This window comes from Saccharopolyspora mangrovi (genome assembly GCF_035320975.1).
GTDB classification, from domain to species: domain Bacteria; phylum Actinomycetota; class Actinomycetes; order Mycobacteriales; family Pseudonocardiaceae; genus Saccharopolyspora; species Saccharopolyspora mangrovi.
Map to the genome: position 1 here is coordinate 25,448 of NZ_JAWLNX010000016.1, position 24,290 is coordinate 49,737.

General features: G+C 66.3%; 24 protein-coding genes and 2 pseudogenes. 14 read left to right on the forward strand and 12 right to left on the reverse strand.

Annotated elements, in window-relative coordinates; genetic code table 11:
- Positions 1–264: 264 nt before the first annotated feature.
- From ku to R4I43_RS21625, 3 genes and pseudogenes are all read right to left on the reverse strand, one after another.
- On the reverse strand, positions 265–954 hold the full coding sequence (ku, locus tag R4I43_RS21620; protein WP_324267499.1) for a non-homologous end joining protein Ku: 690 nt from the start codon (positions 952–954) through the stop codon (positions 265–267).
- Positions 953–1,066: pseudogene (locus R4I43_RS34355) on the reverse strand (Ku protein); the annotation flags it as partial. The gene ku and the pseudogene R4I43_RS34355, both read right to left, overlap by 2 nt.
- Before the next feature lie 348 nt (positions 1,067–1,414).
- Positions 1,415–2,200 carry a TIGR03084 family metal-binding protein gene (locus tag R4I43_RS21625; protein ID WP_324267500.1) on the reverse strand — a complete coding sequence of 262 codons (786 nt, stop codon included), beginning with the start codon at positions 2,198–2,200 and terminating at the stop codon, positions 1,415–1,417.
- Positions 2,201–2,548: 348 nt separating this feature from the next.
- On the opposite strand from R4I43_RS21625, the gene R4I43_RS21630 reads away from it, so the two are divergent.
- The 4 genes from R4I43_RS21630 (at position 2,549) to R4I43_RS21640 (ending at position 7,133) form a co-directional block, all read left to right on the forward strand.
- Entirely contained in the window at positions 2,549–3,979 is a 1,431-nt protein-coding gene (locus R4I43_RS21630) for an amidase (protein WP_324267501.1), read from the forward strand.
- A gap of 153 nt (positions 3,980–4,132) precedes the next feature.
- Complete coding sequence (locus tag R4I43_RS21635; protein ID WP_324267502.1) at positions 4,133–5,662, forward strand: class I adenylate-forming enzyme family protein; 1,530 nt, start codon at positions 4,133–4,135, stop codon at positions 5,660–5,662.
- A gap of 4 nt (positions 5,663–5,666) precedes the next feature.
- Entirely contained in the window at positions 5,667–5,873 is a 207-nt protein-coding gene (locus R4I43_RS34360; protein ID WP_407691284.1) for a diguanylate cyclase domain-containing protein, read from the forward strand.
- 240 nt (positions 5,874–6,113) lie between these two features.
- Entirely contained in the window at positions 6,114–7,133 is a 1,020-nt protein-coding gene (locus R4I43_RS21640; protein WP_324267503.1) for a helix-turn-helix transcriptional regulator, read from the forward strand.
- A 96-nt stretch (positions 7,134–7,229) separates the two neighbouring features.
- On the opposite strand, the pseudogene R4I43_RS21645 reads toward R4I43_RS21640, so the two are convergent.
- Positions 7,230–8,014: pseudogene (locus tag R4I43_RS21645) on the reverse strand (integrase core domain-containing protein).
- 85 nt (positions 8,015–8,099) lie between these two features.
- Positions 8,100–8,561, reverse strand: a complete 462-nt coding sequence (locus R4I43_RS21650; protein WP_324267504.1) for a nuclear transport factor 2 family protein — start codon at positions 8,559–8,561, stop codon at positions 8,100–8,102.
- A gap of 87 nt (positions 8,562–8,648) precedes the next feature.
- Here R4I43_RS21650 and R4I43_RS21655 point away from each other — a divergent pair, with 87 nt between their 5' ends.
- Together R4I43_RS21655 and R4I43_RS34365 are read left to right on the forward strand one after the other, a co-directional pair.
- Positions 8,649–9,215: a TetR/AcrR family transcriptional regulator gene (locus R4I43_RS21655; protein ID WP_324267505.1), complete on the forward strand. Its 567-nt coding sequence runs from the start codon at positions 8,649–8,651 to the stop codon at positions 9,213–9,215.
- 51 nt (positions 9,216–9,266) lie between these two features.
- Complete coding sequence (locus R4I43_RS34365; RefSeq protein WP_407691285.1) at positions 9,267–9,578, forward strand: helix-turn-helix transcriptional regulator; 312 nt, start codon at positions 9,267–9,269, stop codon at positions 9,576–9,578.
- A gap of 374 nt (positions 9,579–9,952) precedes the next feature.
- Here the strand turns inward: R4I43_RS34365 and R4I43_RS21660 are convergent, their stop codons facing one another.
- Positions 9,953–10,888, reverse strand: coding sequence for an AraC family transcriptional regulator (locus R4I43_RS21660; protein ID WP_324267506.1), 936 nt, complete (start codon positions 10,886–10,888; stop codon positions 9,953–9,955).
- Between the two features lie 256 nt (positions 10,889–11,144).
- On the opposite strand from R4I43_RS21660, the gene R4I43_RS21665 reads away from it, so the two are divergent.
- The 5 genes from R4I43_RS21665 to R4I43_RS21685 all read left to right on the forward strand — a co-directional run bounded on the left by R4I43_RS21665 (position 11,145) and on the right by R4I43_RS21685 (position 15,369).
- Positions 11,145–11,633: an alpha/beta fold hydrolase gene (locus R4I43_RS21665; protein ID WP_324267507.1), complete on the forward strand. Its 489-nt coding sequence runs from the start codon at positions 11,145–11,147 to the stop codon at positions 11,631–11,633.
- Between the two features lie 81 nt (positions 11,634–11,714).
- Positions 11,715–12,899 carry an MBL fold metallo-hydrolase gene (locus R4I43_RS21670; protein ID WP_324267508.1) on the forward strand — a complete coding sequence of 395 codons (1,185 nt, stop codon included), beginning with the start codon at positions 11,715–11,717 and terminating at the stop codon, positions 12,897–12,899.
- A 20-nt stretch (positions 12,900–12,919) separates the two neighbouring features.
- Entirely contained in the window at positions 12,920–13,651 is a 732-nt protein-coding gene (locus R4I43_RS21675) for an NAD-dependent epimerase/dehydratase family protein (RefSeq protein WP_324267509.1), read from the forward strand.
- 285 nt (positions 13,652–13,936) lie between these two features.
- Entirely contained in the window at positions 13,937–14,449 is a 513-nt protein-coding gene (locus tag R4I43_RS21680) for a sigma-70 family RNA polymerase sigma factor (protein WP_324267510.1), read from the forward strand.
- Between the two features lie 350 nt (positions 14,450–14,799).
- A complete protein-coding gene (locus R4I43_RS21685; RefSeq protein ID WP_324267511.1) occupies positions 14,800–15,369 on the forward strand; it encodes a TetR/AcrR family transcriptional regulator in 570 nt (189 codons plus the stop codon).
- Between the two features lie 286 nt (positions 15,370–15,655).
- On the opposite strand, the gene R4I43_RS34370 is transcribed toward R4I43_RS21685, so the two are convergent.
- Positions 15,656–15,910 carry a TetR/AcrR family transcriptional regulator gene (locus tag R4I43_RS34370; protein ID WP_407691286.1) on the reverse strand — a complete coding sequence of 85 codons (255 nt, stop codon included), beginning with the start codon at positions 15,908–15,910 and terminating at the stop codon, positions 15,656–15,658.
- Between the two features lie 131 nt (positions 15,911–16,041).
- Here R4I43_RS34370 and R4I43_RS21690 point away from each other — a divergent pair, with 131 nt between their 5' ends.
- Together R4I43_RS21690 and R4I43_RS21695 are read left to right on the forward strand one after the other, a co-directional pair.
- On the forward strand, positions 16,042–16,857 hold the full coding sequence (locus tag R4I43_RS21690) for an oxidoreductase (protein ID WP_324267512.1): 816 nt from the start codon (positions 16,042–16,044) through the stop codon (positions 16,855–16,857).
- A 66-nt stretch (positions 16,858–16,923) separates the two neighbouring features.
- Entirely contained in the window at positions 16,924–17,436 is a 513-nt protein-coding gene (locus tag R4I43_RS21695; RefSeq protein ID WP_324267513.1) for a nuclear transport factor 2 family protein, read from the forward strand.
- A gap of 779 nt (positions 17,437–18,215) precedes the next feature.
- Here the strand turns inward: R4I43_RS21695 and R4I43_RS21700 are convergent.
- The 5 genes from R4I43_RS21700 to R4I43_RS21720 all read right to left on the reverse strand — a co-directional run bounded on the left by R4I43_RS21700 (position 18,216) and on the right by R4I43_RS21720 (position 23,296).
- Entirely contained in the window at positions 18,216–19,319 is a 1,104-nt protein-coding gene (locus tag R4I43_RS21700; RefSeq protein WP_324267514.1) for a PDR/VanB family oxidoreductase, read from the reverse strand.
- Positions 19,320–19,342: 23 nt separating this feature from the next.
- Positions 19,343–20,254: a metal-dependent hydrolase gene (locus R4I43_RS21705; RefSeq protein WP_324267515.1), complete on the reverse strand. Its 912-nt coding sequence runs from the start codon at positions 20,252–20,254 to the stop codon at positions 19,343–19,345.
- 42 nt (positions 20,255–20,296) lie between these two features.
- Entirely contained in the window at positions 20,297–21,163 is an 867-nt protein-coding gene (locus R4I43_RS21710) for an alpha/beta fold hydrolase (protein ID WP_324267516.1), read from the reverse strand.
- 80 nt (positions 21,164–21,243) lie between these two features.
- A complete protein-coding gene (locus tag R4I43_RS21715) occupies positions 21,244–22,380 on the reverse strand; it encodes an MBL fold metallo-hydrolase (RefSeq protein ID WP_324267517.1) in 1,137 nt (378 codons plus the stop codon).
- 4 nt (positions 22,381–22,384) lie between these two features.
- Positions 22,385–23,296, reverse strand: coding sequence for an SDR family oxidoreductase (locus tag R4I43_RS21720; protein ID WP_407691287.1), 912 nt, complete (start codon positions 23,294–23,296; stop codon positions 22,385–22,387).
- Between the two features lie 151 nt (positions 23,297–23,447).
- Between R4I43_RS21720 and R4I43_RS21725 the strand changes: the two genes are divergently transcribed.
- Positions 23,448–24,089 (forward strand): TetR/AcrR family transcriptional regulator, encoded by a 642-nt coding sequence (locus R4I43_RS21725; protein ID WP_324267519.1) that lies wholly within the window; start codon positions 23,448–23,450, stop codon positions 24,087–24,089.
- Positions 24,090–24,290: the final 201 nt, after the last annotated feature.

Sequence of the window (24,290 nt, forward strand, 5' to 3'; positions counted from 1 at the left end):
ACGCTTCCTTACACAGCGATCTTGTTCGCGCATCCCAATCAGCAGCCGAGTCGTCGAGGAGCACCAGGCGGCCATTCCCCTACGGCCATCAGCGGCAGAAGTACCGAAGCCATACCCGGTGTCCCTGGGGTGCCGAGACCCTACGACTGGCCCCGTTCGACCCGCGATCAAGGTAAGGAAGTACCGACGGCGAACACGACAGCGCCCCGCGCCACCCGCCAAGGCGACGCAGGGCGCTTCGTCGTCCGCTCGCCCCTGCCGCCTTCACCCGGTCTCACGCTGCCCAGCGCTGCGCGCCTGGCGGGCCTGGTCGAGGCTGACCCGCAGCGCCTCTTCCAGATCCGCAGCTTCCTGCGAGCGGGGCTGCGGGACGGCGATCTGGCGGTGGGCGAGCTTGGCATCGATCAGCGCCTGCAGCGCCTCGCGTGAGTGGTCCCGGTAGCCGGTGGGGTCGAACGTCGCGCTCGACAGCGACAGCACCAGCTGCTCGGCCATCCGCTGTTCCTGCTCGCGGGCCTGCGGAGCCTGGTCGGTGAGCCACCCGAAATCCGGTTCGCGCACCTCATCCGGCCACAACAGCGTGACCAGGCTGATCCCCGGCCCATAGGGCCGCAGCAGCGCCAACCGCCCCCGGGTCCGGATCGCCACCCGCCCGAGCCCGACGCGACCGGTGTCGGTCATGGCGTCGCGCAGCAGGCTGTAGGCGCCGACTGCGACCTGGTGCGGCTGCAGGTAGTACGAGCGGTCGAACAGGATCGGATCCACCGCGCCGGCCGGGACGAACTCGGCCACCTCGATGGTGTGCGCACTGGGCAGCGGCAACTCCGCCAACTCGTCCTCGGTCAGCACGACCATGTGGCCGTCGGGGAGCTCGTAGCCCTTGGCGATCTCCCTCCCACGGAACCCGGCGGTCCTCCGCGGTGCAGACCCGCTCGTGCCGGACTCGGGCCCCATCGGCTCGGTGAACCTGGCGGAAGCTGATCGATTTCGACTCCGTTGCCACTACCAAACCGACCGGGATCGTCACCAACCCGAAACTGATCACACCGTTCCACAGCGCTCTCACAGCGCCAGACTGCGCCCGGCTGGCAGGACCCGGCCAAGGCCTTTCGACTCTTCACCCCTCGCACAACCTCGGTCGAGTCTGACCGGGCCTGCCTGCGTGGCGGAAGGACGACCAGGCCGCTGGCCGCCCGCCAGTCCAGTGACATCGACGAAGACTCGCCTCATGCAGGCCCATACAACGGCATCAGAGATCTGCCGAGGGTCACCGATCCGTCCGATTTGAAGTTCAAGACGGCCGTGGACCTGAGCCGACCGGTGGTGGTCGACGTGCGGGTGGACGACGCGTCGGTCCGCCGGCCGCTGGCGTCCGAGCTGCCCACTGAGGGCTTTTGCGGCTCCGCACGGAAGATCACGACGATGGTGGTCGACCTTTACCGGGTGGACCGGCGAACGCTTGCGCGATGTCGAGCCACTTGTCCGCCACGGGGCCCGTTGCGACGAGGTCCAGGTCGCTGCGATGGCGGCGCTGCGTGACCCGCAACGAGAAGTCGTAGGCCGAGCCGCGGACAGCGTTGTCCGCGCGGGGAGAGCCGTGCTCCCAAACCTCGCCCGAAGGCAGTCGGAGGGAAACGAACACGTCATCCTCCGGGGCCGCAAAGCCGTTGGTGTTGAACGCGAAGGAACGGGCTCGGACGCCGAGATGTACGACATGCCGCACGCGGTCGGTCGGCTTGGAAGCAAGGCCCATGGCTTGGGCGACGTCGAGGCCGTGCGCCCACGTTTCCATGAACCGGGCGGTTGCCATCGAGGTCAGGCTCATCGGCTGGTCGAACCACGGCAGCCTCTGGCCTTCGGACTGGGCGCGGAGGGTCTTCGCGAGCAGCGTTCTGGTTGTGTGCCACCGAGTCAGCAGTTCGATCCGCGAGGTCTTCGCACCGGTCGAGGCCCCGGCGTCCACCAGCGCGTTGAGGTCGCCATCCGCTCGCAGAACCAACTCGTTCCAGCCCTGCTGGTCGGTTGCCGCCATGACGGCCGCCTCGTCGGTCCACGCCAGGTGGGCGATCTGGTGGCCTATCGTCCACCCCTCAGCCGGCGTCGGAGCAAGCCACTGCTGGTCCGTGAGACCCGCTACCAGTGACTCCAGCTGGTCGCCTTCCACCTCCAGGTCGGCGAGGACTTCGTCGAGTTTGCTCATGCGGGCTCCTGTGCGAACGCAGATTGACGTGTTCAGCGTCGCGCCCCCCGCCGACCAGCGGAATACGGCATTCGACCGATAGCCGCCCCGCAGTGTCGGCCCGCCCACCGCGAGGGCACGTACGGTGAGCGACCGGCTACCGAAGGGAATATCGGTTGATTGACGTATGGAGTCCTGTCCGTCGCGCAGTGACTCTCTAGGCGAGTTCGACGCATCGCCAGAGCAGACCTTCGGCGGACTCCAACTGCGGACCGCGGTTCTGCGGACGGATGCTGCTACCGGTGCACCAAGGCCGAGTCGGACTGAACAGATCCATGAACTACTCACTCCCTTATCGAGGAGGCTGCCGTGGGCACAAATGAGATCTGCCTTATGGATGCAACCGAATTGGCTGCGGCGATCAGGGAAAAGCGCCTTTCGCCGGTTGAGGTCGTCGACGCGTTTCTCGACCAAACGGACAAGGTCAATCCCGAGGTGAACGCGTACTGCCTGGTTCTTCACGACCAGGCGCGTGCGGAGGCTCGCAAGGCGGAGGCAGCGGTCATGGCCGGTGAGGAGCTCGGCCCCCTGCATGGCGTGCCTGTCGCCATCAAAGACATCACGGTCGGAAAGGGTGTGGAGACCACCTTCGGGTCGTGGGCGTTCGAGGGCCACGTGCCCGACACGGATGCGGTCATCGTGGAGCGCACGAAGAAGGCCGGCGGAATCCAGATGGGCCGGACCAACAGTCCCGAGTTCGCGCACTCGGGGGCATCCTCGCGCAACCTTCTCCACGGGGCAACGCGGAACCCCTGGAATCCCGCGCATTCCTCGGGTGGTTCGTCCGGTGGCTCAGCGGCCGCAGTAGCGACGGCGATGGCGCCTGTGGCCGAAGGGACCGATGGCGGAGGGTCCATCCGCATGCCCTCGTCCTGCTGTGGCACCTTCGGCCTGAAGCCCCAGTTCGGTCGAATCCCAAGCGGAATCCTGGAGACGCACTTCGAATCGCTGCTCAACTTCGGGCCAATGACCTGGACCGTGCGGGACGCCGCCCTGCTGATGTCGGTTTGGGCCGGGCCGGACGGGCGCGACGCGTATTCGCTGCCGGACACCGGCGAAGATTACGTCGGTGCCCTTCAGGGGGACGTCAAGGGGCTCAAGATCGCCTATTCGCCCGACCTCGGCTGGGCGGTGGACCCGCGAGTGAAGGAAGTCGTGGAGAAGGCGGTGGGCACGCTGGGCGACCTCGGATGCAAGGTCGAAGAGGTGCCGGTCACGCTCACCGAGGAGACCTACTCGGCAGAGATCGGAAAGTGGGCGACGCTGAGCACTGCGCTCTTCGAGAAGTACGCGACCCCGGAGAATCGTCCTCGGATGACGCACTTCGTGCTCGAACTCTTCGAACGGGCAAATGCGATGTCTGCCGTTGACTACCTCAACCTGGATATTATTCGTAGCCGGTGGTACGACCAGGTGGAGAGCATCCTGGCGAACTACGACTTCCTGGTGTGCCCGACGCTGGCCAGTCTGCCTCCTTCGATCGACACGATCTCGTTCGGCCCGCAGGTCGTCGGCGGAAAGCAGGTGCACGCCTGGCTCGGCTGGGCGCTCACGTGGCCCTTCAACCTGTCCATGCACCCGGTCGCGAGTGTTCCCGCCGGGTTCGCCGAGGGGACTCTTCCTGTCGGGATGCAGATCGTCGGACGACGCTTCCGCGATGCTGACGTGCTTCGTCTCTCGGCGCGCTTCGAAGAGGCCGCTCCTTGGGGCCATCTGCGGCCCGAAGTCGCCATGAGGTGACCCCGTTCCTGCCATGGCCCTGACAGATCCCGCATTCGCATAGGCATGGGTAAGCAGGGCGGCATCGCAACCGCCGGTGGGGGACAAGGTCACCTTGCCCCCCACGGCGCCGCCCGCTTCGGATAGACCTGCGAGCAGACTTGGAGTGTTCAAATGACGTCGACGATCGGTGAGATCGTGCCGGAGGCGGCGCGGCGGTTCGGCAAGCGCACCGCGCTGGTGATCGAAGGTCGCGGCTTCTCGTTCCTGGAACTGGAACAGGAATCCAGCCGCATGGCAAACGGACTAGTGGCAGCGGGAGTGGTCGCCGGCGACCGGATCGCGCTTTACGGCCCCAACTGCTGGGAGTGGGTTGTCGCCTACTACGCGATCGCGAAGACGGGTGCCGTCGTCATCCCGATCAACGTCATGCTGACGCCTGAGGAAGTCGGCTTCGTGATCGAGGATGCCGGAGTACGAGCCGTCGTGGCCTCCGCGGAGAAGGGAGCGCCTCTGCTGGACCTGCGCGGGACCGCGAATCTCTCCAACGTCATCCTGTGGGGCCAACCGGTAGACAAGGGTGCGAACGGATTCGAAGGCTGGCGCGCAGGTGGAAAGCCGAACTTCGCGCCCGTGCACCGGCAGCCGAGCGATCTTGCCGCGCTCTGCTACACCTCAGGCACCACCGGGCGCCCCAAGGGCGCGATGCACAACCACCGCGCTGTGATCGGTGCGGCCATCGGTACCTGTGCAATGGCGGCGCGAGGTCCCCAGGACCGGATCGTCAGTGCGCTGCCGATTTCGCATGTGTATGGATCCTGTGTGTTGAACGCCTCGGTGATGGCCGGGTCGTGCCTCATCATGATCCCGCGCTTCAACGAGACGGCCGTCCTGGAAGCGATCAGCGAGCATCGTGCGACGCTCATGGACGGAGTCCCGACCGCCTACTACTACTTGCTGGCGCACCCGGACTTCGCGAAGACCGACCTTTCGAGCCTGACGCGCTGCTGGGTCGGCGGCCAGACCCTCCCCGCGGCCAAATCGATCGAGTTCAGCGAGCGGACCGGCTGTCCTGTCCACGAGGTGTGGGGGATGACCGAGCTCGCCGGGGTCGCCAGCGCCAACCCCATCATCGGCCCCAACAAGCCCGGGACGATCGGCATCCCTTATCCCGGCAATGCCATGCGCGTTGTGGACATGAACGATCCCGGCAAGGAAGTCCCCGTGGGCGAGCGAGGGGAACTGATGTTCGGTGGGCCACTCGTCATGCAGGGCTACTACGGCGACTCGGCGGCAACCGCGGAAACCGTCGAACCCGACGGCTGGGTCCACACCGGTGACGTCGCGACGATGGATGAGGACGGATACTTCACAATCGTCGACCGCAAGAAGGAGATGATCCTGACGGCGGGCTTCAACGTCTACCCGGCCGAGATCGAGCGCGTGCTCTGCATGCATCCCGCGGTGGCGGCGGCTGCCGTTGGCGCAGTACCCGACGAGGCCAAGGGCGAACTGGCCAAGGCCTACGTCATGCTGAAAGCTGGCACACAAGTAACACGCGAGACGCTTACCCAGCACTGCCGCACGCACCTTGCCGCATACAAGATCCCGCGAGCGCTCCAATTCGTGACCGAGTTGCCGGTCACCTCGTCCGGAAAGATCATGCGCCGACTCCTCAGCGACTACGACGACGGCAGCCACTAGTGCCTTGCCGGGCAACGTCGGCCAAGACCGTCAGCATCGAAAAGCGCTACCGGCACAAGGACGGACACCCGATCGCGGTCTTGATCCTGTCGAGCGAGATCAAGCCAACGATCAATACGGCCACCTCGTCGGCGACCATCTCCTGACCGCAGCCGCCCAAGCGCTGCTGGGCGGCGTGGAACCCGGCGCCACGGTGGCACGGAAGAAGTAACACACGAGCCCACCATGTGATCTGCCCGGAGCGCTCGTCCCCAAGCGGAGCTTCTGGTTTTCGCGCCGGATCCAGTTCACGCCAAGGCAGCACGCTGGTTTCGCAGGTCCAGACTGCCAGTTCATGGCGCTGGGACGGGTTAGGATGATGCCGACGACCAACACAGAGTCGATCCGTCGCGGTGCGGCCTCGGGATGCCAGGAGACGTCCGCACCTGGCGTCGACGCGGCTAGGAACGCCATGCAGATCGAGGGCTTGCTTCCTGCGATGGCTGGACAGGACCAGGACGAGGTTCCCCAGCCGGACGACTTGCATGCGCGCGCCGCCGCCGCGATGCGGGCACTCCGAGAATCGATACCGTGGGCGGCGTATGCCTTGTCTGCCTGGAATGCCGGCTCGGGCACACATCGGCACATCACCCTGGCGAGCGAGGGCTACGAGCCACACGTTCAGCAACACATCAACGACGACTACGTCGCGAACAACCCCGCCTTTCACCTTCTGCACACCCGAGTCCCGCGCGCCCTCCGCTGGCGAGACATGGATCGGGACTGGGACCTTAAGTTCGCGAACACGGAAACCGCCGAGGCATTCCTCCTTCCCGCAGGATTCAAGGAAGGCACGACCTTGTGCCTCCGGCTTCCGGACGGACGGTACACTGGCGCGCTGCACGTCAGCTGGGCGAAAACGAGCGACGCCACCGAGGAGGCGCGCAACATCATCGATGGCTTTCGCCCCTTGCTTGCCAACGTTTGCGACCTGCTTGGGAACGCCCAACGCGGGCTCGAACGTATGGGCCCCGATGCCTATGCAGTGCTCGTGTCCAGCGAGGGCAGGGTGTCCGAGATGCCGGGCCGCTCCGCGGGGCCATTGCTTTCTGAAGGCAGCCAGCTGAGGGAACTGCTCTCCCGGCATCCCAGGATGCTGAAACGGGGGCGGTACCTCTGGGGAAACCCGGTTGGGGGCTGCCACCGGATTGAGATCATCCCCTGTCGTGGTCAGGTAACTCTGGTTACTGAGCGAGCTATTCCGTGGCCTTTCGGCTTGACCCACCGAGAGGCACAGATTCTGCACCTGATTGTCGATGGATATTCCAACCCGCATATCGCGGCCCAGCTGTACATCACCTCGCGAACCGTGTCCACTCACGTCGAGCACATCCTCAAGAAGCTGAGTTGTCAATCCCGCGCTCAACTCGCGGCTGTGGCCGTCAGCTCAGACATGTTGCTCGTTGACGAGGCACTCGGCACCGGGCTCTGAACCCGCGGACTCCGCCCGGGTACCTCCGGGCGGGTTCTCGCGAACGGCTTGGCGGTTTCCACCGTGGGGCGAGTGGCGCGCCAGGACTGCTGCCAGCTAGCCGTATGAGGGCTGGACGTTGGTTACGCCTGTCGGGAGTGGTGAGGCTGGTGGCCGACCGCCTGCCCCGGTGTGTGGTCGGTGGTAGTTGTAGTGGATGTTCCAGACCGTGATCGCTGTTGAGCGGGCAGCCTCGCAGGAGAAGTCGCGGGCGTAGAGCAGCTCCTCGGCCAGAATGCGCTGATAGCGCTCCACTTTCCCGTTGTGCCGCGGCGTGTACGGCTTGGTTGTCGTATGCCTCGCCTGGTTGCCGACGATTCGAGCGAAGTCGCCAGAGCGATAGCACGCACCGTTGTCTGTGACGATCCGGTGGATATGGTCGATTCCGTGGTCTGCGAACCAGATCTTCGCTCGGGCCTGTGGCCGGGCCAGCGGGCAGTGATCTTCCCTGGCTTACGGTTGCTGTCTCCGCCGGGATCGATAAACCGGCGCCTGCCCAGGCCGAGTCTGGCCAGGTGCCGGGTCACCGTGCGGCGATTGATCGAGAACTCGATGTCAGCGAGATCGTCGGCGATGCGCTGGGCGGGCCACTTGTAGTCGCGTCGCCAGGTCTCGATCCTCTCGACGACCCGGGCGGGTGTGGCGTTGGGGCTCCGGCGTGGTGCCGACGATCGATCGAGCAGTCCGGCGTCACCGTGACGTCGCCACCGGTTGACCCACTTCGACGCGCAGGCTCGTGAGATTCCCATCTCTGCTGCGACATGGGCGATCGGTCGGGTTGGACAGCGTTCGACGAGGCGACGTCGTCCCTCGATGGAGAGGGGCGCGTTGGCGTGGAGCACAGCGTTTCCTATCGGCTACACGAGCTCGGTGGGCTAGACGGTCGTGTTGCCTGAGCCCACCGACTTAGGGGCGTGGTGTCGGGCACTACCGGAGGGGGATGTCGACGCCGTACTCGTCCGTGGGCCGGGGGCCGTGGATGCGCCGATCAGCTTCAGTGATGGCAACGTCGTTGATGCTCGCTTCGCGGCGCCGCATGAGGCCGTGCTCGTCGAACTCCCACAGTTCGTTGCCGTAACTGCGCCACCACTGGCCTTCTGCGTCGTGGCACTCGTACTGGAAGCGGACGGCGATCCGATTCTCGCGGAAGCCCCAGAGGCTCTTACGCAGCGCGTAGTCAAGTTCGCGCTCCCACTTCCGGGTCAAGAACGCGATGATCTCCTCGCGGCCATGGACGAACGTGTCCCGGTTCCGCCACGTCGAGTCCGGCGTGTAAGCCAGGGCCACCCGGTGCGGGTCGCGGGTGTTCCATGCATCCTCAGCCGCCTGGACCTTCTGCAGGGCCGTCTCCTGCGTGAACGGTGGGTACGGCGGGCGATCTTCCGACATTGCAGCCTCCTAATGTTGAGAACGTTCGTTCTCTACCGGTGGGAGTCTACGATAGGGAACGTACGTTCTCAATGCCAAGGAGGCCGGATGCCAGCCCCGATCACCGAGGAACAGAACCGCCTGGACCGCGAGGCCCTGCTCGATGTAGCCGAAAGGCTGTTCTACGAGCAAGGGATCCAGGCGGTCGGCATGGATGAGGTCCGTGCTGCATCCGGTCTGCCGCTGAAGCGGATCTACCGACTTTTCGCGGCGAAGGAGGACCTCGTGGTGGCGGTGCTCGAGCGTCGCGATCAGCGATGGAGAGCGAGCCTGACCGCCCACGTGGAGGCGGTCGAAGATCCCCACGAGCGCGTACTCGCGATCTTCGACTGGCTTGCCGAGTGGTTCGCAGAACCCGGCTTCCGCGGATGTGCCTGGATCAATGCCCACGGCGAACTCGGACCCGCATCCGAGGCGGTGCGAGCCGAAGTCCGGTCACACAAGCAGGCATTTCACGACCAGATCGCGGTGTGGGTCCACGCCACCGGGCTAGCGGTGGTTGAACCGGTTTTCCTACTCGCTGAAGGAGCCATCGTGGCGGCCGGCATCAGTGGCGACCCCGCCCCAGCCCGCCACGCGCACGCAGCCGTCGCGACGCTGCTCGGAACACCTTGATTACAGCCACGTCGTCAACAACCTCTCTGCCCGCAACAGCTTAGAGGTCCGATGTCAGACCTGCCTTTGTCGAAAACCTCATCCGAACAGCTCGCGGTGCACCCACGGACCCTGCAGCGACGTCTGGCTAAGGAAGGCGTGAGCTGCCAGCGTCTAATCGACCGCGAACGCAGGGTGCAGGCCGCGAAGAACATCGCTGATTCCCGGTTGCAACTCAGCCAGGTTGCTATTCTGCTCGGATACACTGAACAGAGCACCCTCAACAGGTCTTTCCGCCGCTGGTTCGGAAGCACACCGAGGACTATCGCAAACACCTACAACGGTCGGCCGCCAGAGAGTGAGGACGACCTGAGGACCAGCTAGGCGCCTTCCTGGTTCGCCATTCCGCCGCGAACCGTCCCCCTTTCACACGCTCATCCAGTGTCTGGGGCTCGTCAGGATCGATTTTCATTGGCGGAGGAGAGGAACGGTCCAACCACTCTCTTCTCTCGGCCCTCGCCGGTGGCCGTAGCAAGGACCGAGGTAGCGGAACCTGTGGCTTCCGTAGTTGCGTCCAGCCGCACAGTTGCTCGACCAGCATCGTGACCAACGACAGCGTGAGTTACCCGTGTGCGACGGTCCGCCGAACAGGTCCTGTGCGTCATGGCTGGGTTCAGGGAGGGCGAAGACCGTGGGCCACAGCGTGCGAATTGAGTCGACGTGATGTTCGCTTCGGTCGTGTCGGCAACCGAGGTGGTTTAGCGGCGCCCGTAGGCCTGGGGTGATATGCCTTTCCAGCGTTTGAACGCGGTGGTGAAGGCTGGCGTGGCAGCATAGCCGAGGCGGCGGCCGATCTCCTCGACGCTCAGCGCTTTGGTGGCCAGCAGTTCCTCGGCGAGGTGTTCGCGGACCTCATCGGCCAGCGCCCGGTAGGAGGTGCCTTCGGCGGTCAGCCGCCGGCGCAAGGACCGGGAGCTCATGTGCAGCTCGGCGGCCATGGTCTCGATGTTGGGCATGTCCCCGGGCTGGGCCACGAGGCGGTCGCGCACTTTGCCGGCGATGCCTGCTCGGGCCCGCCGCTCTGCCAGCAGTCGGCGGCACTGGTCTTCGGTGACCGCTGCGGTGTGGGCATCGGCCTGCGGCAAGGGACGATCCAGCAGCTCGACGTCGACCACGGCGGCGTTGTTGGCGGATTGGAAGGTCGGCCGCTCGCCGAACGCCTTCTCATACGGTGCGGCCGCAGCGGCTACCGCGTGGCGGAAGTGAACCTCGAAGACCGCACTCGGGTCCGACAAGAGCTGGCGCGCCAGGTGGATGCTCGAGGCCATTTCGCGTTCCACCAGGAAGCGGCGGACGTCGGAGGGCAGGTGCGAGCCGTCGAGCACCAGTCGTATCCCGTCGTACTGCTCGATGGCGGACATCCGGGTGAAGGCGAATGTCAGGTTCACGTACCGCAGGCCGACGGCGATCGCGGAGCGCAGATTGGGGCTGCTGGACAGGGCGAAGCCCCAGATGCCGTGGGTGGTCAGGTGGTAACGCATCCCGGCCTCGATGCCCAACGGCACGTCCTCGCCAAGAGCGGTGAGCAGGTTGCGGATGATCTGCAGCTCCTGGTGGGCGGTCACGGTGGCCTGAGGATCGGCGAGCGCATCCGGGACCAGACGGGTCCCACGCAAGCTGACTTCCTGCGGCACTCCGCGTTCCACGCCTAGTCCGGTCAGCACCAGGGCGCTCGCCGGGGCGCGAGGCAAGTCCCAATCGCTCATCGAAGCCTCCTGTGTGCCTGTCCGAAAATATTAAATCCTTGGCCACGGAGCGGCTCCCGTTGAACGCCAACGATCTTTAACGTCGACGTAACGCCACCCGCTTCCCAGCTCAGGACGGCTGTGGCCTCCGAGACGACTGGTCCTGGCAGTAGACCACGGCCTCGTGGATCCAAGGAGTGCAGCGATGAAGGAACACCGGTTCTCCGGCAGTGGCGGGGTCACGCTCCACACCCGCGAATGCGGCGAGCCGGATGCGCCCACCGTGGTGCTCGTCCACGGCTACCCCGACACCGGCGAGGTCTGGAACCCGGTGCTGCCACACCTGACCACCCGCTACCACCTGGTGACCTACGACGTGCGCGGGACCGGTCGGTCCGGACCGGGCTGGTCCTACGGCGGCTACGAACTCGACCGGTGGTCGGCGATCTCAAGGCCGTGCTGGACGTCGCCGCCGCTGCGAGAACGTGCATCTGGTCGGCCACGACTGGGGAGCCATCCAAGACTGGGAGTCCGTCATCGGCTCCGCATCAAACGGCTCTCGGGCGGCCTGGCAGCCGAGAAGGTGGTCCGGCCGTGTTCGCTGCGGCCGAGCATCGGCCCCGACTGCCTCACCCGCAACGGCCGAAAATGCCAGGCCACCGCCGCAGTCAACCGGTTGGTGCCTCCTGGTTGACGGCGAAATGGTCAATAAGACATTCCCACTGACCTGCGTTCGCCCCCCGAGTACCGGGCGATTCCCGATTAGGAGATCCAGATGGACGCGAACTCCACGACTGCGCACAAGCGGGTCAACCCACTGCCCACAGCACCTCTCGTCGCCCCTCCGGCCCAGGCCCACCCGCTGGCCATCCCGGTCCCGGAGGTCGTCGAGCTGGGCGCGCCGATCACGACGTTGGAGCGCATCTACCGCACCGAGGGCGGCTCAGGTGCGACCCTGCGGATGGCTCGCACCGCCGCGACCGACTTCAAACGCGAGTTCACCGCCACCGGCACGCCCGCGCACGTGTCCACCCACGATCTGATCACGCTGCCGTACCCGACGAAGTTCGGGCTGTGGCGCGCCCCCGCGTCCCCCTCGCCGTTCCTGTTCATCACCAACCGGTTGGTGATCGTGCGCTGGGCCGACACCGACGGCCGACGCAGGACACTGCTGTGGGAACCCAGCGACACCGAGCTGGACGGCAACACCCCCTACTTCGCAACGCTGCAGGCCCGCACCCCGAAGCCGTTGCTGGGCATGATGGTCCACTTCAAGGCAACGGTGCTCGAGCGCCTTTCCGAGGTGGGCATCGATGCCGCCGAGGTCGACTACGTGGCCTTCGACCACCTGCACACCCAGGACGTGCGCCACCTGATCGGCACCACCAAACCGCAGGCCGACATCTCACCGAACGCGCCGGTCCCGGCGTGGCTGCCCAACGCCAAGCTGGTGGTGCAGCGCACCGAACTGGAGGCCATGCGCGACCTGCACCCGCTGCAGCGGCCGTGGTATCAGCCGGAGACCTACGTCGATCTGGCCCCCGAGCGGATCCTGCCCATCGACGGCGATCGGCTGCTGGCCCCCGGGGTGGCCATCATCCGCACTCCTGGGCACGCCACCGGCAACCAGACCCTGGTCCTCAACACCGACACCGGCGTGTGGGCGCTGTCGGAGAACATGATCGCCACCGAGTGCCTCACACCGGAGCACAGCAAGATCCCCGGCGTGAAGGGGTGGGCCCGCAGCTGGGGCCAAGAGGTCATCCTCAACGCCAACGTCCTGGAAACCACCGCTGCGCAGTACAACTCCTGCGTGGTGGAGAAGACCCTCGTCGACCGCTCCCAGCGGGACAGCCGGTTTCTGCAGTTCTTCCCCACCAGCGAGCTGACCGCTAGGCCGATGGTCAGCCCCGGGACCAGCCCCACCTTCGTCCACGGCAGTCTGCGGCACGGCGCGTGATGCGCGTTTTCATCACTGGCATGGGCGGGTTCATCGGGCGCGCCCTGGCCACACGGCTGCGCGCCCGGGGCGATGTGGTCCGCGGGGTCGACTTCATCGCCGACCCGTCGGCGCAGGTGGTGGCCGGCGATATCAGCACCCCTGGGACTTGGCAGGACCATGCCGCCGACTGCGATCTGGTCGTGCACACCGCCGCGGTGGTCTCGAACGCCGTTGACCCGGACACCTGTTGGCGGATCAACGTTCTGGGCACTCGCAACGTGGTGGAGGCGGCCGCACGGGGCGGTGCCCGACGGCTCGTGCACCTGTCGTCTGTGCGTGCCTTCTCCGACCTCCGTTTTCCTGACGGGGTCACCGAGGATCATCCCGTGCGTCCGGACGGCAACCCGTACGTGGACACCAAGATCGCTAGTGAGCAGGTCGTGCTGCAGGCCCACGGCGTCCGCGAAATGCCGGTCACGGTGATCCGCCCCGGGGATGTATACGGTCCTGGTTCCCGACCCTGGACGCTGATCCCACTGGAGCTGATTCGGGCCAACCGGTTCGTGCTACCGGCGATGGGCAAGGGGATCTTCAGCCCGGTCTACATCGACGACCTGCTCGATGGTCTGCTGTTGGCCGCCGCGCACCCGCAGGCGGCCGGTCAGGTGTTCACGATCAGCGGTGGAACTGAGGTGCGCTGCCGGGAGTTCTTCGGTCACTCTGCCGCATGCTCGGCAAACGCGGTCCTGTGGTTGTGCCCACGCCGGTGAGCCTGGCCCTTGCTGAGGCGGTCGCGGCCGCATCGAGGCTTGCTCGCGTCCGCACGGACGTCAACGCCGTCTCGATGCGGTATCTCACTCGCACCGGCACTTACTCGACCGCCAAGGCCCGCCGCGTACTCGGTTACCAGCCCCAGGTTCCCCTGAGGGAGGGCATGGCTCGCACCGAGGCATGGCTACGAAAAGAGGGCCTGCTGCCTTAGCTGGTGGCTAATCGTTGAACCTTGACCGTGTAATTGATCTCCCGCCCCAAACGCTCACGAGGTTGGACAGCTAATGCGCAGCCTTCCCGTCACCCCAGCTACTAGCAATACTGGTCATATCGCCGGCCAACGTAATAGGGTCATCGACCTTCCAGCGGATTCGTGGCGACTGGTTCAGGCCGCACAACACGAGGATCGCGATGCATTCGCCGATCTCTACAACATGTACTCCCCATACATCTACAGATACCTTCTTTCTCGCGCGAAAGAGCGGATGCTGGTCGAAGACCTCACGAGCGAGACCTTCATCCGGGCTCTTCGAAGCATCCGGACCGTTAGCTATACGGGCAGCGACATCGGTGCGTGGTTGACGACGATTGCCCGTCACCTGCTGCTCGACTATCTGAAGTCATCGCGTCATCGCCGTGAAGTCGTCTCCGTGACGACCTACGAAGAGGCAATGACAGATGACACGCCCGAGGAAGCCGCACTGCGTGCTGAAGATCATGCGCGACTGAGAAACTGCGTCGCGCAGCTCACTGATGATCAGCGTCAGTGCCTCGAACTGCGCTATTGCGCTGGCTGAAACAGCTGCCGAACTTCGACGTGATGTCAACGCCGTCAAGGCGCTCCACCACCGAGCCCTCCGGAAGCTTGCCGTCCTGCTCGACGTTGATGCCTCTCGCCGATCGGCATCCGCCTGAGAGAGCAAGCCCCACACCACTGCCGACCTGCTTGAATCGTGTGCGTCAGTCCAGGGCACGCGCCGGAATGGGGCATTCCCACCAGCTGGACGCCCGTCGCCCTATCGTCTTCCCCTCAGGGCTATTCGGGCTGAAGGTTTCCGATCGGCTGGGGGCGGCGCCGGATGTCGCTTCGCAAACCTTCGTAAACCGATCGGTTTTCATTCGGATGGAATCGAGCTAACCTCGCAGTGTGACCACCAAGGCGAAGCCAAGTACTCGGGAGCGGCTGCTGGAGGCGGCGGCCACGCTCACGTACCGCGACGGGGTGGGCATTGGAGTCGAGGCGCTGTGCAAGGCGGCGGGTGTGTCGAAGCGCTCCATGTACCAGCTGTTCGAGAGCAAGGACGAACTGCTCGCGGTGAGCCTGGAGGAACAGGCCTCCGCCTACGTGGCGATGACCCTCCCTCCGGCGGACGACAACCGTTCACCCCGCGAGCGGATCCTGCACGTCTTCGAGGGGGTGGAATTGCAGGCGGGTGCGCCCGAGTTCCGAGGCTGTCGGTACTTGGCTGCGCAGATCGAGCTGAAGGACCAGAGTCACCCTGCGAGCCAGGTGGCATACCGGATCAAGGGGGGGTTGACGGCCTTTTTCCGTGCCGAGGCCGAACGGGGTCGGGCGAGCGATCCCGACCTGTTGGCCCGTCAGCTGATCCTGGTTTTCGATGGTGCCAGTGCCCGCGCGGGGATCGGTGCCGACAACCTGACAGGGCTCATCGCACCCACTGTGGCCACCCTGCTCGATGCGGCGGGTATGCGCTGACGCATCGCCTTTCCGGGCAGGTTCGGTGACTGGTGTGTTCTCCGGGCCGATGCCGCTCCTACGGCTTGCTTCATGCCCTCGCTCCCCAGGGTTCGGGCGGAAGTCCGGTGATCGTAAGGGAATGGATGAGCAGTCGAGCCCGCGTCTTGTCGGCATCGGTGCCCAGCGGCAGGGCCTGGTTTCCCAGAGTCTCCAAATGACCAGGACCGCGTCGATCTGATCACCGCCTCGTGTGTCGAGGTCGACCGCGTGCGGGCTGCCCGCCGGTGGGAAGGCTCGCGCCCCTTCATCCTTTGGCTGCGCTCTCGCGAGTCCGGCGGGCGTCTTCCGTGCTCCTCGTCAAGGCGACGGCGATCGCCTTCTTGCCCGGGAAGAGTCGGAAGAAGTACGGCTGCGTGACGCCGACACGCTCGGCAATCGTCTCGGTAGAGGTGCCGAAATAGCCCTTGAGGGCGCACTCGGCGATCGCACTGCGGAGCTGACGCTCTCGCGTCTCTCCTGCCTGCCCATCAGTCCCGTGCCGCCGTGTTGCGGGCGCCAATCAGCTCAACCTGAAGACAGCCGGTGGCGCGGCCCGGGATCAGATCCCTACTTGCTTGCGTACGGAAACCGATCGGTTTACAGTGACGAGATGGAAACCGATCGGTTTCCAACGCGAGTTCGGGAGCGCGCATGACGACGACAAAGCGGCCGGTGGCCCTCGTGACGGGGGCGTCCTCCGGCATCGGCAAGCAGACCGCGCTCGCGCTGGTCGCGGCGGGTTTTGAGGTGGCCGGCACGGGCCGCGACACCTCACGCCTCACCCCGCCGCGGGGCGTGGCGTTCTTCGATCTCGACGTGGTGAGTGGCAAGTCGGTGACCGCCGCGGTCGGGCAGGTGATCAGCCGGTTCGGGCGGATCGACGTCCTGGTCAACAACGCCGGTATCGGCTCGATCGGCGCGGCCGAGGAAACTTCCGTCGAGCAAGCCCAGGGTGTCTTCGATACCAACGTCTTCGGGGTCATGCGCATGGTGAAGGAAGTCCTGCCGCACATGCGTGCCCAGGGGTGCGGACGCATCATCAATCTTTCGTCCGTGCAGGGCTTTATCCCGGCCCCCTACATGGCCGTTTACGGCGCCTCCAAGCACGCGATCGAGGGCTACTCCCAGTCCCTGGACCACGAGGTCCGGCAGTACGGCGTCCGTTCGCTCCTCGTCGAACCCGCCTACACCAACACCGGATTCGAGGCCAACAGCGCTAAGCCCGACACCTCCCTGCAGACCTACGCCGACCAGCGGTACATCTTCGACCGCCTGATGACGGAGGCCATCAAGGACGGTGACGACCCCGCCGTCGTCGCCAAGACGATCGTCACAGCCGCCACCGAAACCAAGCCGAAGCTGCGCTACGCCGCCGGCCCTATGGCCGGACGCGCACGCATGCTCCGCTTCGCTCCCACCTGGGTCCTGGACAGGCAGATCCGCACGATGAACAAGCTGGCCGGCTGACATGCCCTGCCTCGCGCGCCCCGCTACCCACAAAGCCGTTCGCGCTGTTAATAACGGGAGAGACCCATGTCCGAGACCCTGCACTCCGCCGCCGCTACCGTCGCGATCTGGCGCTCCGCCGAGGAACGCGGCGACGTCGACGCCGCGGTCGCGTGCCTGAGCCGGGACGTCGTGCTCAGCTCGCCGCTCACCGAGCAGTTCCGCTTCGAGGGATCTGACCAGCTGGGTGACTTCCTGACATCGGCGTTCGCGGCGGTCAAGGACGTCCGGTACCACACCCAGACCGGCGGGGGCGACACGTACGCGCTGGTCTACCGGGCGCGGGTGGGGTCCCAGTCGTTCGAGGAGGTGCAGTTGCTGCGGCTCGACGGCGAGGCGAAGATCGAGGAGATCACGCTCTTCGGGCGTCCGATGCCGGCCCTCACCGCCCTGATGTCCACCATGGGGCCGGAGCTGGCCCGCAAACAGGGCCGCAGGGGTCTCGCGGCGCTGATACGCGCCAGCACCGTACCCGTGCACGCGATGGTCACCTTCGGCGACCGCAGCATGGTCGCGAAGACCCGACTGGCAGCCCGGTAGACCTGAGAGCGCCAGGTCCCCTGGCCTTTTGGCAGCGTTCCCCTTCCATGAACTGTCAGGACGCCTCCGACCTGGCCGGCCACTTCAGTCGGGTGCAGAGCGTCATCATCGACCCGGACGGCTCCTACAGGGGTGATCGTGTCGACCTCGCACGGGACGCTCCTGCCGGTGACTGGCAGGGCATCCCTCGGTGCTCCCGGGTGAGGGGGTTCCTTCCGGTCATCGACGGCGAGCACTTCATGGTCCGCCCGGTGGGCGGCGAGCCCACGCACTACGGGGCGGGCTCCGACGGTGTCACTCTCAGCGCCGACGGCACGCGCTTCTACTGCTGTCCGCTGTCCAACCGCCGGCTGCACAGTGTGATTCCACCGATGCCCTCGCCGCTCCGGACGCACGGACGCGAGGTGGCATCGACGGTCGAGGACGTCGGGCTGCACGCTGAGCCTAGAGAGCGACGACAAGGGGCGGACCTACGGCGGCGACTTGGAACACAACGCGAACTGGCGCAGGAGCCCGAACGGCACCTACCGACCCTTGCCCGGGACGCGATCTGGTCTGGGTCGACACTCTGTCTCTCGCCTCGGACCGGCAGCTGTAGGCCATCGCCCAACCAGCTCAACCGGCTGTCGCCCTTCGGCGAGGGCAAGGCCTGCACCGCAAGCCCTACCTCCTGGCCCGCCTGTCGAGCGACGCGGGGCCGGTCGAGCTCGTGTGACTCTGCGGCTTCCGTCAACGGTTGTCTGATCGCTGTCCCGATACTGTGAGCGCCCGGCCATCCATCACATCTCCAGTACCAACCGTTCGCCCTCCGGTGCACGCGAGACGCAGGGCAGCATGGCGCCGGCCGCGCGTTCGGCGTCGGTGAGTTGGCGGTCACGATGATCGACCTGGCCATGGGACACCTGTACCCGGCAGGTGCCGCAAAATCCCTGACGGCAGGAGAACGGCATGTCCGGCCGGGCTTCGTGGAGAACGTCCAGGGCGGAGCGGTCGGCCGGCACCGGGAGCACCCGTCCAGTGTCGCCCAGTTGAAGTTCGAAGGGACGGCCGTCCATGATCGGGGGCGGGGCGAAACGCTCGAAGTGCAGGGCGGAGGCGCGGCTCTCACCGAACGCCTGCCGGACGCCGTCGATCATGGGTGCGGGCCCGCAGCAGTACACCGCACCCTCTGCCGGGCTCAAGCTCAACATCTCGGCTGCTTCGGGCACGCCGGACTCGTCGTCTGGAAGGATGGAGACCCGGCCAGGGGCTGCGACCGCGAGTTCGGCCAGCTCAGCCGCGAAGGGCATCGAGCCGCGGCTGCGGCCGGTGTGCACGAGTCTCCAGTCGAGCCCGCGCCGGGTAGCTTCCCGAGCCATAGGCAGGATTGGGGTGATCCCGATGCCGCCCGCGATGAGCAGGACGGAGGCATCGGCGGCGAAGGGGAAGGCGTTGCGGGGCCCGGCGATGGTGACCCTCGTACCCTCTTGGAGCGCGTCGTGTACCTCGGTCGAGCCGCCTCCGCCGTTGGCGATGCGGCGCACCGCGATTCGGTACGCGTACCGGTCAGCCGGGTCGCCGCAGAGCGAGTACTGGCGCTTGCGGCCGGAGGGCAGGTGCAGTTCGATGTGGGCGCCGGGCTGCCAGGGCGGGAGTTGTTCTCCCCCGCCGGATGCTGCCAGCCGCAGGGAGACGACATCCTCGGCCTCGTGGTGCTTGGTGACGACCACCAGTTCCCGGATGGCGGGCTTTCCTGTGGCCGACGGGCGTTTTGGAGAAACGCTGCGCTGTGCGAGGCTCGTGACCGCGTTGTCGCTGAAGGCTGCCAGCCTCTGCATGAAGGAGTCGCTGCCCGGCCTGCCGTACAGATCAGGCGGCGGAGTGACGGGTGTGCCGGTGTCCATGGGATGCCTCACTGGTTGCCGGGTCAATGGGAAGCCGCTCGGGCAGCCGGGGACACGGCCAGGTACGCGACGGCCTGTTGAGTCGAGCCCTCCTGGGTCGGGTGGTAGCGAGGGAGGAAGTAGCGCAGCACCGAACGGGTGAACGCGACCGGCGGGGGCAACAGGTTCTTGCGGGCCGCGACCAGGTAGTCGCGGAAGCGGACCTTGACCCGGTCATCGACTTCGGGGTCGGCGCTCATCAGGAAGCGGACCCCGCGGATCCACAAGCGGATCAGCACCGGAGCGGTGACGAGCATGCCGGAAATCCGGCGCCGGTACCGGGGGTCGAGGTGCACCAGCAGGTCAAACGCGACCGAACGATGCTCGACCTCCTCCGCGCCGTGCCATCGGAACAGGTCCAGCATCGTGGGGTCCGCGCCGGCCTCGTCCAAGTCCTCGTTGCTGAGAATCCAGTGGCCCATGAACGCGGTGAAGTGCTCGAAGGCCGCGATGAGGGCGAGCCGTTGGAGGAGGTGCGCGTGTGTGGCGGCCGCCGTCAGCTCAGGCCGGTCTCCGAGCACTCTCCGGAAGATCCATTCGGACTGCCGGGTGTACGGAGTCGGGTCGAGCCCCTTCGCGAGCAGGTGTTCCAGGACCTCTTGGTGGGCCTCGGCGTGCAGCGCTTCCTGTCCGATGAAGCCGCGGACGTCCTCGCGCAAGCGGTCATCGGTGATCAGTGGCAGTGCCTGCTCGAAGGTGCGCACGAACCAGCGCTCGAGCTCGGGGAGCAAGAGGTGGAGGACATCGAAGGTGTGGGTTGCGAAGGGCTCGCCCGGCAGCCAGTGCAGCGGTGTGGCATCCCAGTCGAAGTCGACGTCCCGGGGATGCAAGACCAGGTCGTGGTGGTTGATGGGGTCGGTCTGGCGTTCCACGTGGTCATGTGCGTCATTGGACATAACGGGTTCTCCAATAGGCGATCGGTACCTGCGAAAGGGTGGTCAGGGAGTCGGTCTGTGCTGCTCGTCTGTCGGATGGGGTGTGGTGTGGTCCGGAGTGGGGTGGGAGCCGTCTTCGATGCCAGCGGCGAATTCCGCGATCCGGGACGCGATCTCCTCGGGGTGGCTGAGCTGTACCCAGTGCCCGGCGTCGATCGGGTGCCTTTGCACCTGGCGCGCCCAGCGCTCGATCCCGTTTGACAGCACCGGGGTGACGCAGAAGTCGCGGGTTGGGATGACGAGCTGAATCGGAACGGAAGTCGGTCGGTTCCGGGGCCGCAGCAGGCGGGGCAGCATGTTGGCGCGGTACAGCGCGGTGCCGAGCACGGCGTCGCGGACTAGCGTCGGCGCGGGGTAGGGGGTGTGGCCGGGCACGCCTTGGGAACCGGTCAGGAAGGCGCGCCAGCGGTGCCCCAGTGCTCTCCAGGTCAGGGCGGGGAGGAACGGAAGGTGGAAGTAGGCGATGTACCAGGACCGTGCGGCCTGCCAGAGCATCTTCGGCAGATCCGGATGCGTCGGCCGGACGCGGGCGCGGATCAAATGGCCGACGTGGTCCAGGCAGGGGCCCGAGATGGAGGTGAACGAGGCGATCCGCCCGGCCAGGCGAGTGCTGGTGACCGACTCCCAGGAGTGAATCGATCCCCAGTCGTGTCCGACGAGGTGCACGGGGCGGTCGGGGCTCACGATGTCGAGGACCGCTTCCAAGTCGGCTCCCAAGCGGGACATCCGGTAGGCGCGCAGACCTCTGGGCCGGTCTGAGGCACCGGCTCCCCGGACGTCGAAGGCCGCGACGTGGAAGCGGTCGGCCAGGCGCTCGGCGACCGGGCGCCACACGGCGCTGGTGTCCGGATAGCCGTGGACCAGCACCACGGGAGGAGCTGTGGGCTCTCCCCATTGACGGGCGGCCAATTTCACGCCGTCCGCGACAATGTGGCAGGTTGCTGGGGCGGTCATCGGTCACCACCGTCAGGGGTAAGTTCGCCGTAGTTCAGGCCTCCGTGGGTGAAGCCGGGCAGCACCGGCCACTGCCGCTTGAAGGGGGCTAGCTCGGAGGAAGGCAGGATCTGCAGCCAGCGCGGATCGCGCTGACTGCGGCTGGCGAGGGTTTTCTCCTTGACCATGGAGTCGTATTGGTCGAGAGAGTCCTCGAGGGTGTTGGCGTTGGGCACCACCTCGCGGCCGTAGAACGCGGCGTGACGGCGCACCCCGGGGATGCGGGAGAGGTCGGGCTGCCAATTGTCGGCCGAGATTCCGTTCTCGGAGGAGACCCACACTCCGTCGGGGGTGTTCAGCACCAGGGAGTGGTTGCCGTCCGTGTGGCCGGGGGTCCACAGCAGGCTGACGCCGACACCGAGTTCGACATCGCCGTCGAAGGCGGTGATGCGCTCGTCCGGCACCCCGTCCATGCCTCCGTCGACGTACCAGGCCCACTGCATCGGATGCATCGATTCGAAGGTGCCCAGTTCCTTGCGGTGCACCAACAACTGGGCTCGCGGGAACAGCGCTTCGCGGGGCGCCCGTTCGCCGGGAATGGTGCTGTTGGTCCCCATGATCATGCGCACGTCCTGGACGTGCAGGTGGTCGAAGCTGACGAAGTCCACGTCCTCGGGTCGCAGACCGCAGGAGGGCAGGACGGTGTCGGGGTCGTTGTAGTAGCGGGCGAAGACGTGGTCGGTGAGGAAGTCCCCGGCTAGGCGCTTGAGTTGGGCGTAGAACGGCGCTTGAGCCGTTCCGGCGGCGACGGTCGGCTCCCACACCAGTGTTTTCGGCTCACCGTCGAAACCTTCGAACTGCACGACGAGCATGCGGTTGATGATGCTCACGAACGGGTTGATGGCGAGCGCGGCGCCGTGGAAGCCGAACCGGGTGGGGTAGGGGGCGGCGGCGATGTCGAAACTGCGGACCGCGTGGGCACGGCCCTGCTGGACGAAGCGCTCACGGTAGGCGGTCGCGGCGTCGCGCACGGCGTGCAACCGGTCACCGCGGGGCCACACGTCGTGGACACCTTCGAATTCGGGGATGGGGCAGGGAGCGGCGGCGTCCTGGGTCTTCTTCGCGTTGGGCGCCGGCTTGGACGTAGTGGTCACGGGCTCATCCTTCGGGATTGCTGGCGGTCTGGGTGCGCTGCTCGTAGGCCGCGCGGACCGATCGGTCGGACAGGGCGGCGCTCTGGTCGGGGACAAGGAGGCGATGCAGGGCGTCGCGGGCACGGCCGGGAAGCAGTGCGGCCAACCAGGTCAGGGCGGCTACCTGGCGTGGGATGAAAACCTCGAATCGCGGGCGCAGCACCACGTCGAGCACCACGTCGGCTACCTGGTCCGCCGTCAGGCGCTGGGTGGGGCCGGTCGCGGTACCCACGGCCAGCTCGGTGTCCACAACGCCGGGCATCACCAAGGACACGTGCACGCCGGTGCGGCGCAGTTCGGCTCGGACGGCTGTGCTGTAGCCGTGGATGGCGTGCTTCGTCGCCGCGTAGGTCGCCTCGCCGACCGGGGCGACCTTGCTGGCGGCGGAGGCGATGTTCACCACGTGGCCGCGACCGCGTTTCCGCATCTCCGGGATCGCGAGTTTCATCCCGCGCAGCACGCCGTGGACGTTCACGTCGAACTGGCGCAGGGCGGCTTCCTCCGGTTCCTCATCGAAGGGGCCCACCCACATGATTCCGGCGTTGTTGACCAGTACGTCGATCGGCCCCAGCTGGGTCTCGACGGTGCGCAGGAAGTCGTCGAAGGACGAGGTGTCGGTGACGTCGAGAGACAGCCCGAGCACTCGGCCATCGGGATGCGCGCCGATGGCACCAGCCGTTTCCTTGGCAGCCTCTGCATCGAGATCGCCGATCGCCACGGCGGCTCCGGCCGCGGCGAGCCGAGCCGCGATGGCACGCCCGATTCCGCGGCCGGCCCCGGTAACTGCGATCACGCGACCGGTCAGCGGTTTTGCGCGGGGGAGCCTGCCGCGGCCTCGCCGGCTGGAGGTGTACGGGTTCCTGGACGGTGCTGCCACGGTCGAGCCTTTCCCTGCGCTGAGCATGAGGCGGAACGCCGAGGAGCAGGCGCCCCACGACCATCTGACACCACGTCATGTCAGATGAACTGACAAGGTAAAGTGTCAGTTCAGGGCATGACGATGTCAATACCTCTACGAAGGGAAAAACATGACCGGCACAGGGACCGCCGGGCGGCGTTATCGAGGACGCGATGCGGCGCAACGACGGCAGGAGCGCCGCACCCGCCTTGTCCAGGCGGGCCTGGACCTGTTCGGCACGGTCGGATACGCCTCGGTGTCCGTCAAGCAGGTCTGCTCGCATGCCGAACTGACCGAGCGCTACTTCTACGAGTCATTCCGGGACCGCGAAGACCTGCTCGTCGGGGTCTACAACGACGTGGTCGCTACGATCCGAACCGAAACGGACCGGGCCGTAGCCGCTGCCGCGCCTGATGTTGAGGCCCAGCTACGCGCCGGCCTCGAGGTTTTCATCCGCACCCTGACCAGCGACGCCCGCATGGCCCGCCTGGTGCTCATCGAGGTCGTGGGTGCCAGTCCTCGCCTTGAAGTGCGCCGCAGGGAGGTCTTGCACGAATTCGCCGCACTGGTCGCCGCCGTCGTCGGACCGGTCCCTGCCCCGGAAGCCTCCTCGAGCCGGCTCAGCATGACGGCGATGAGCCTGGTCGGCGGAGTGAACGAACTCCTCGTCGACTGGACCCTCGGATACCAGAACGCCACCGTCGAAGAATTGATCGACCTGTCCTACACCCTGTTCCTGGTGGCCTACCGAGCCATCAGCGATCAGGCCTGATCGATCACAACTGCCCGCGGTGCCTTTCGACGTCCAGCCGGGGCCAGGGCACCAAGGGGCTCAAGCCGGCTCGGTGTCGTTGTGCTGGTTTAACTGCGGCAGGTTGGCGGCCCGAAGATTTTCACCAGGGCGTCGCAGACGGGGTCCGAGCTTGTCGAACGGTGCACCAAGAGGTCGGTGTTTCGGAGTCGCCCAGGGCCC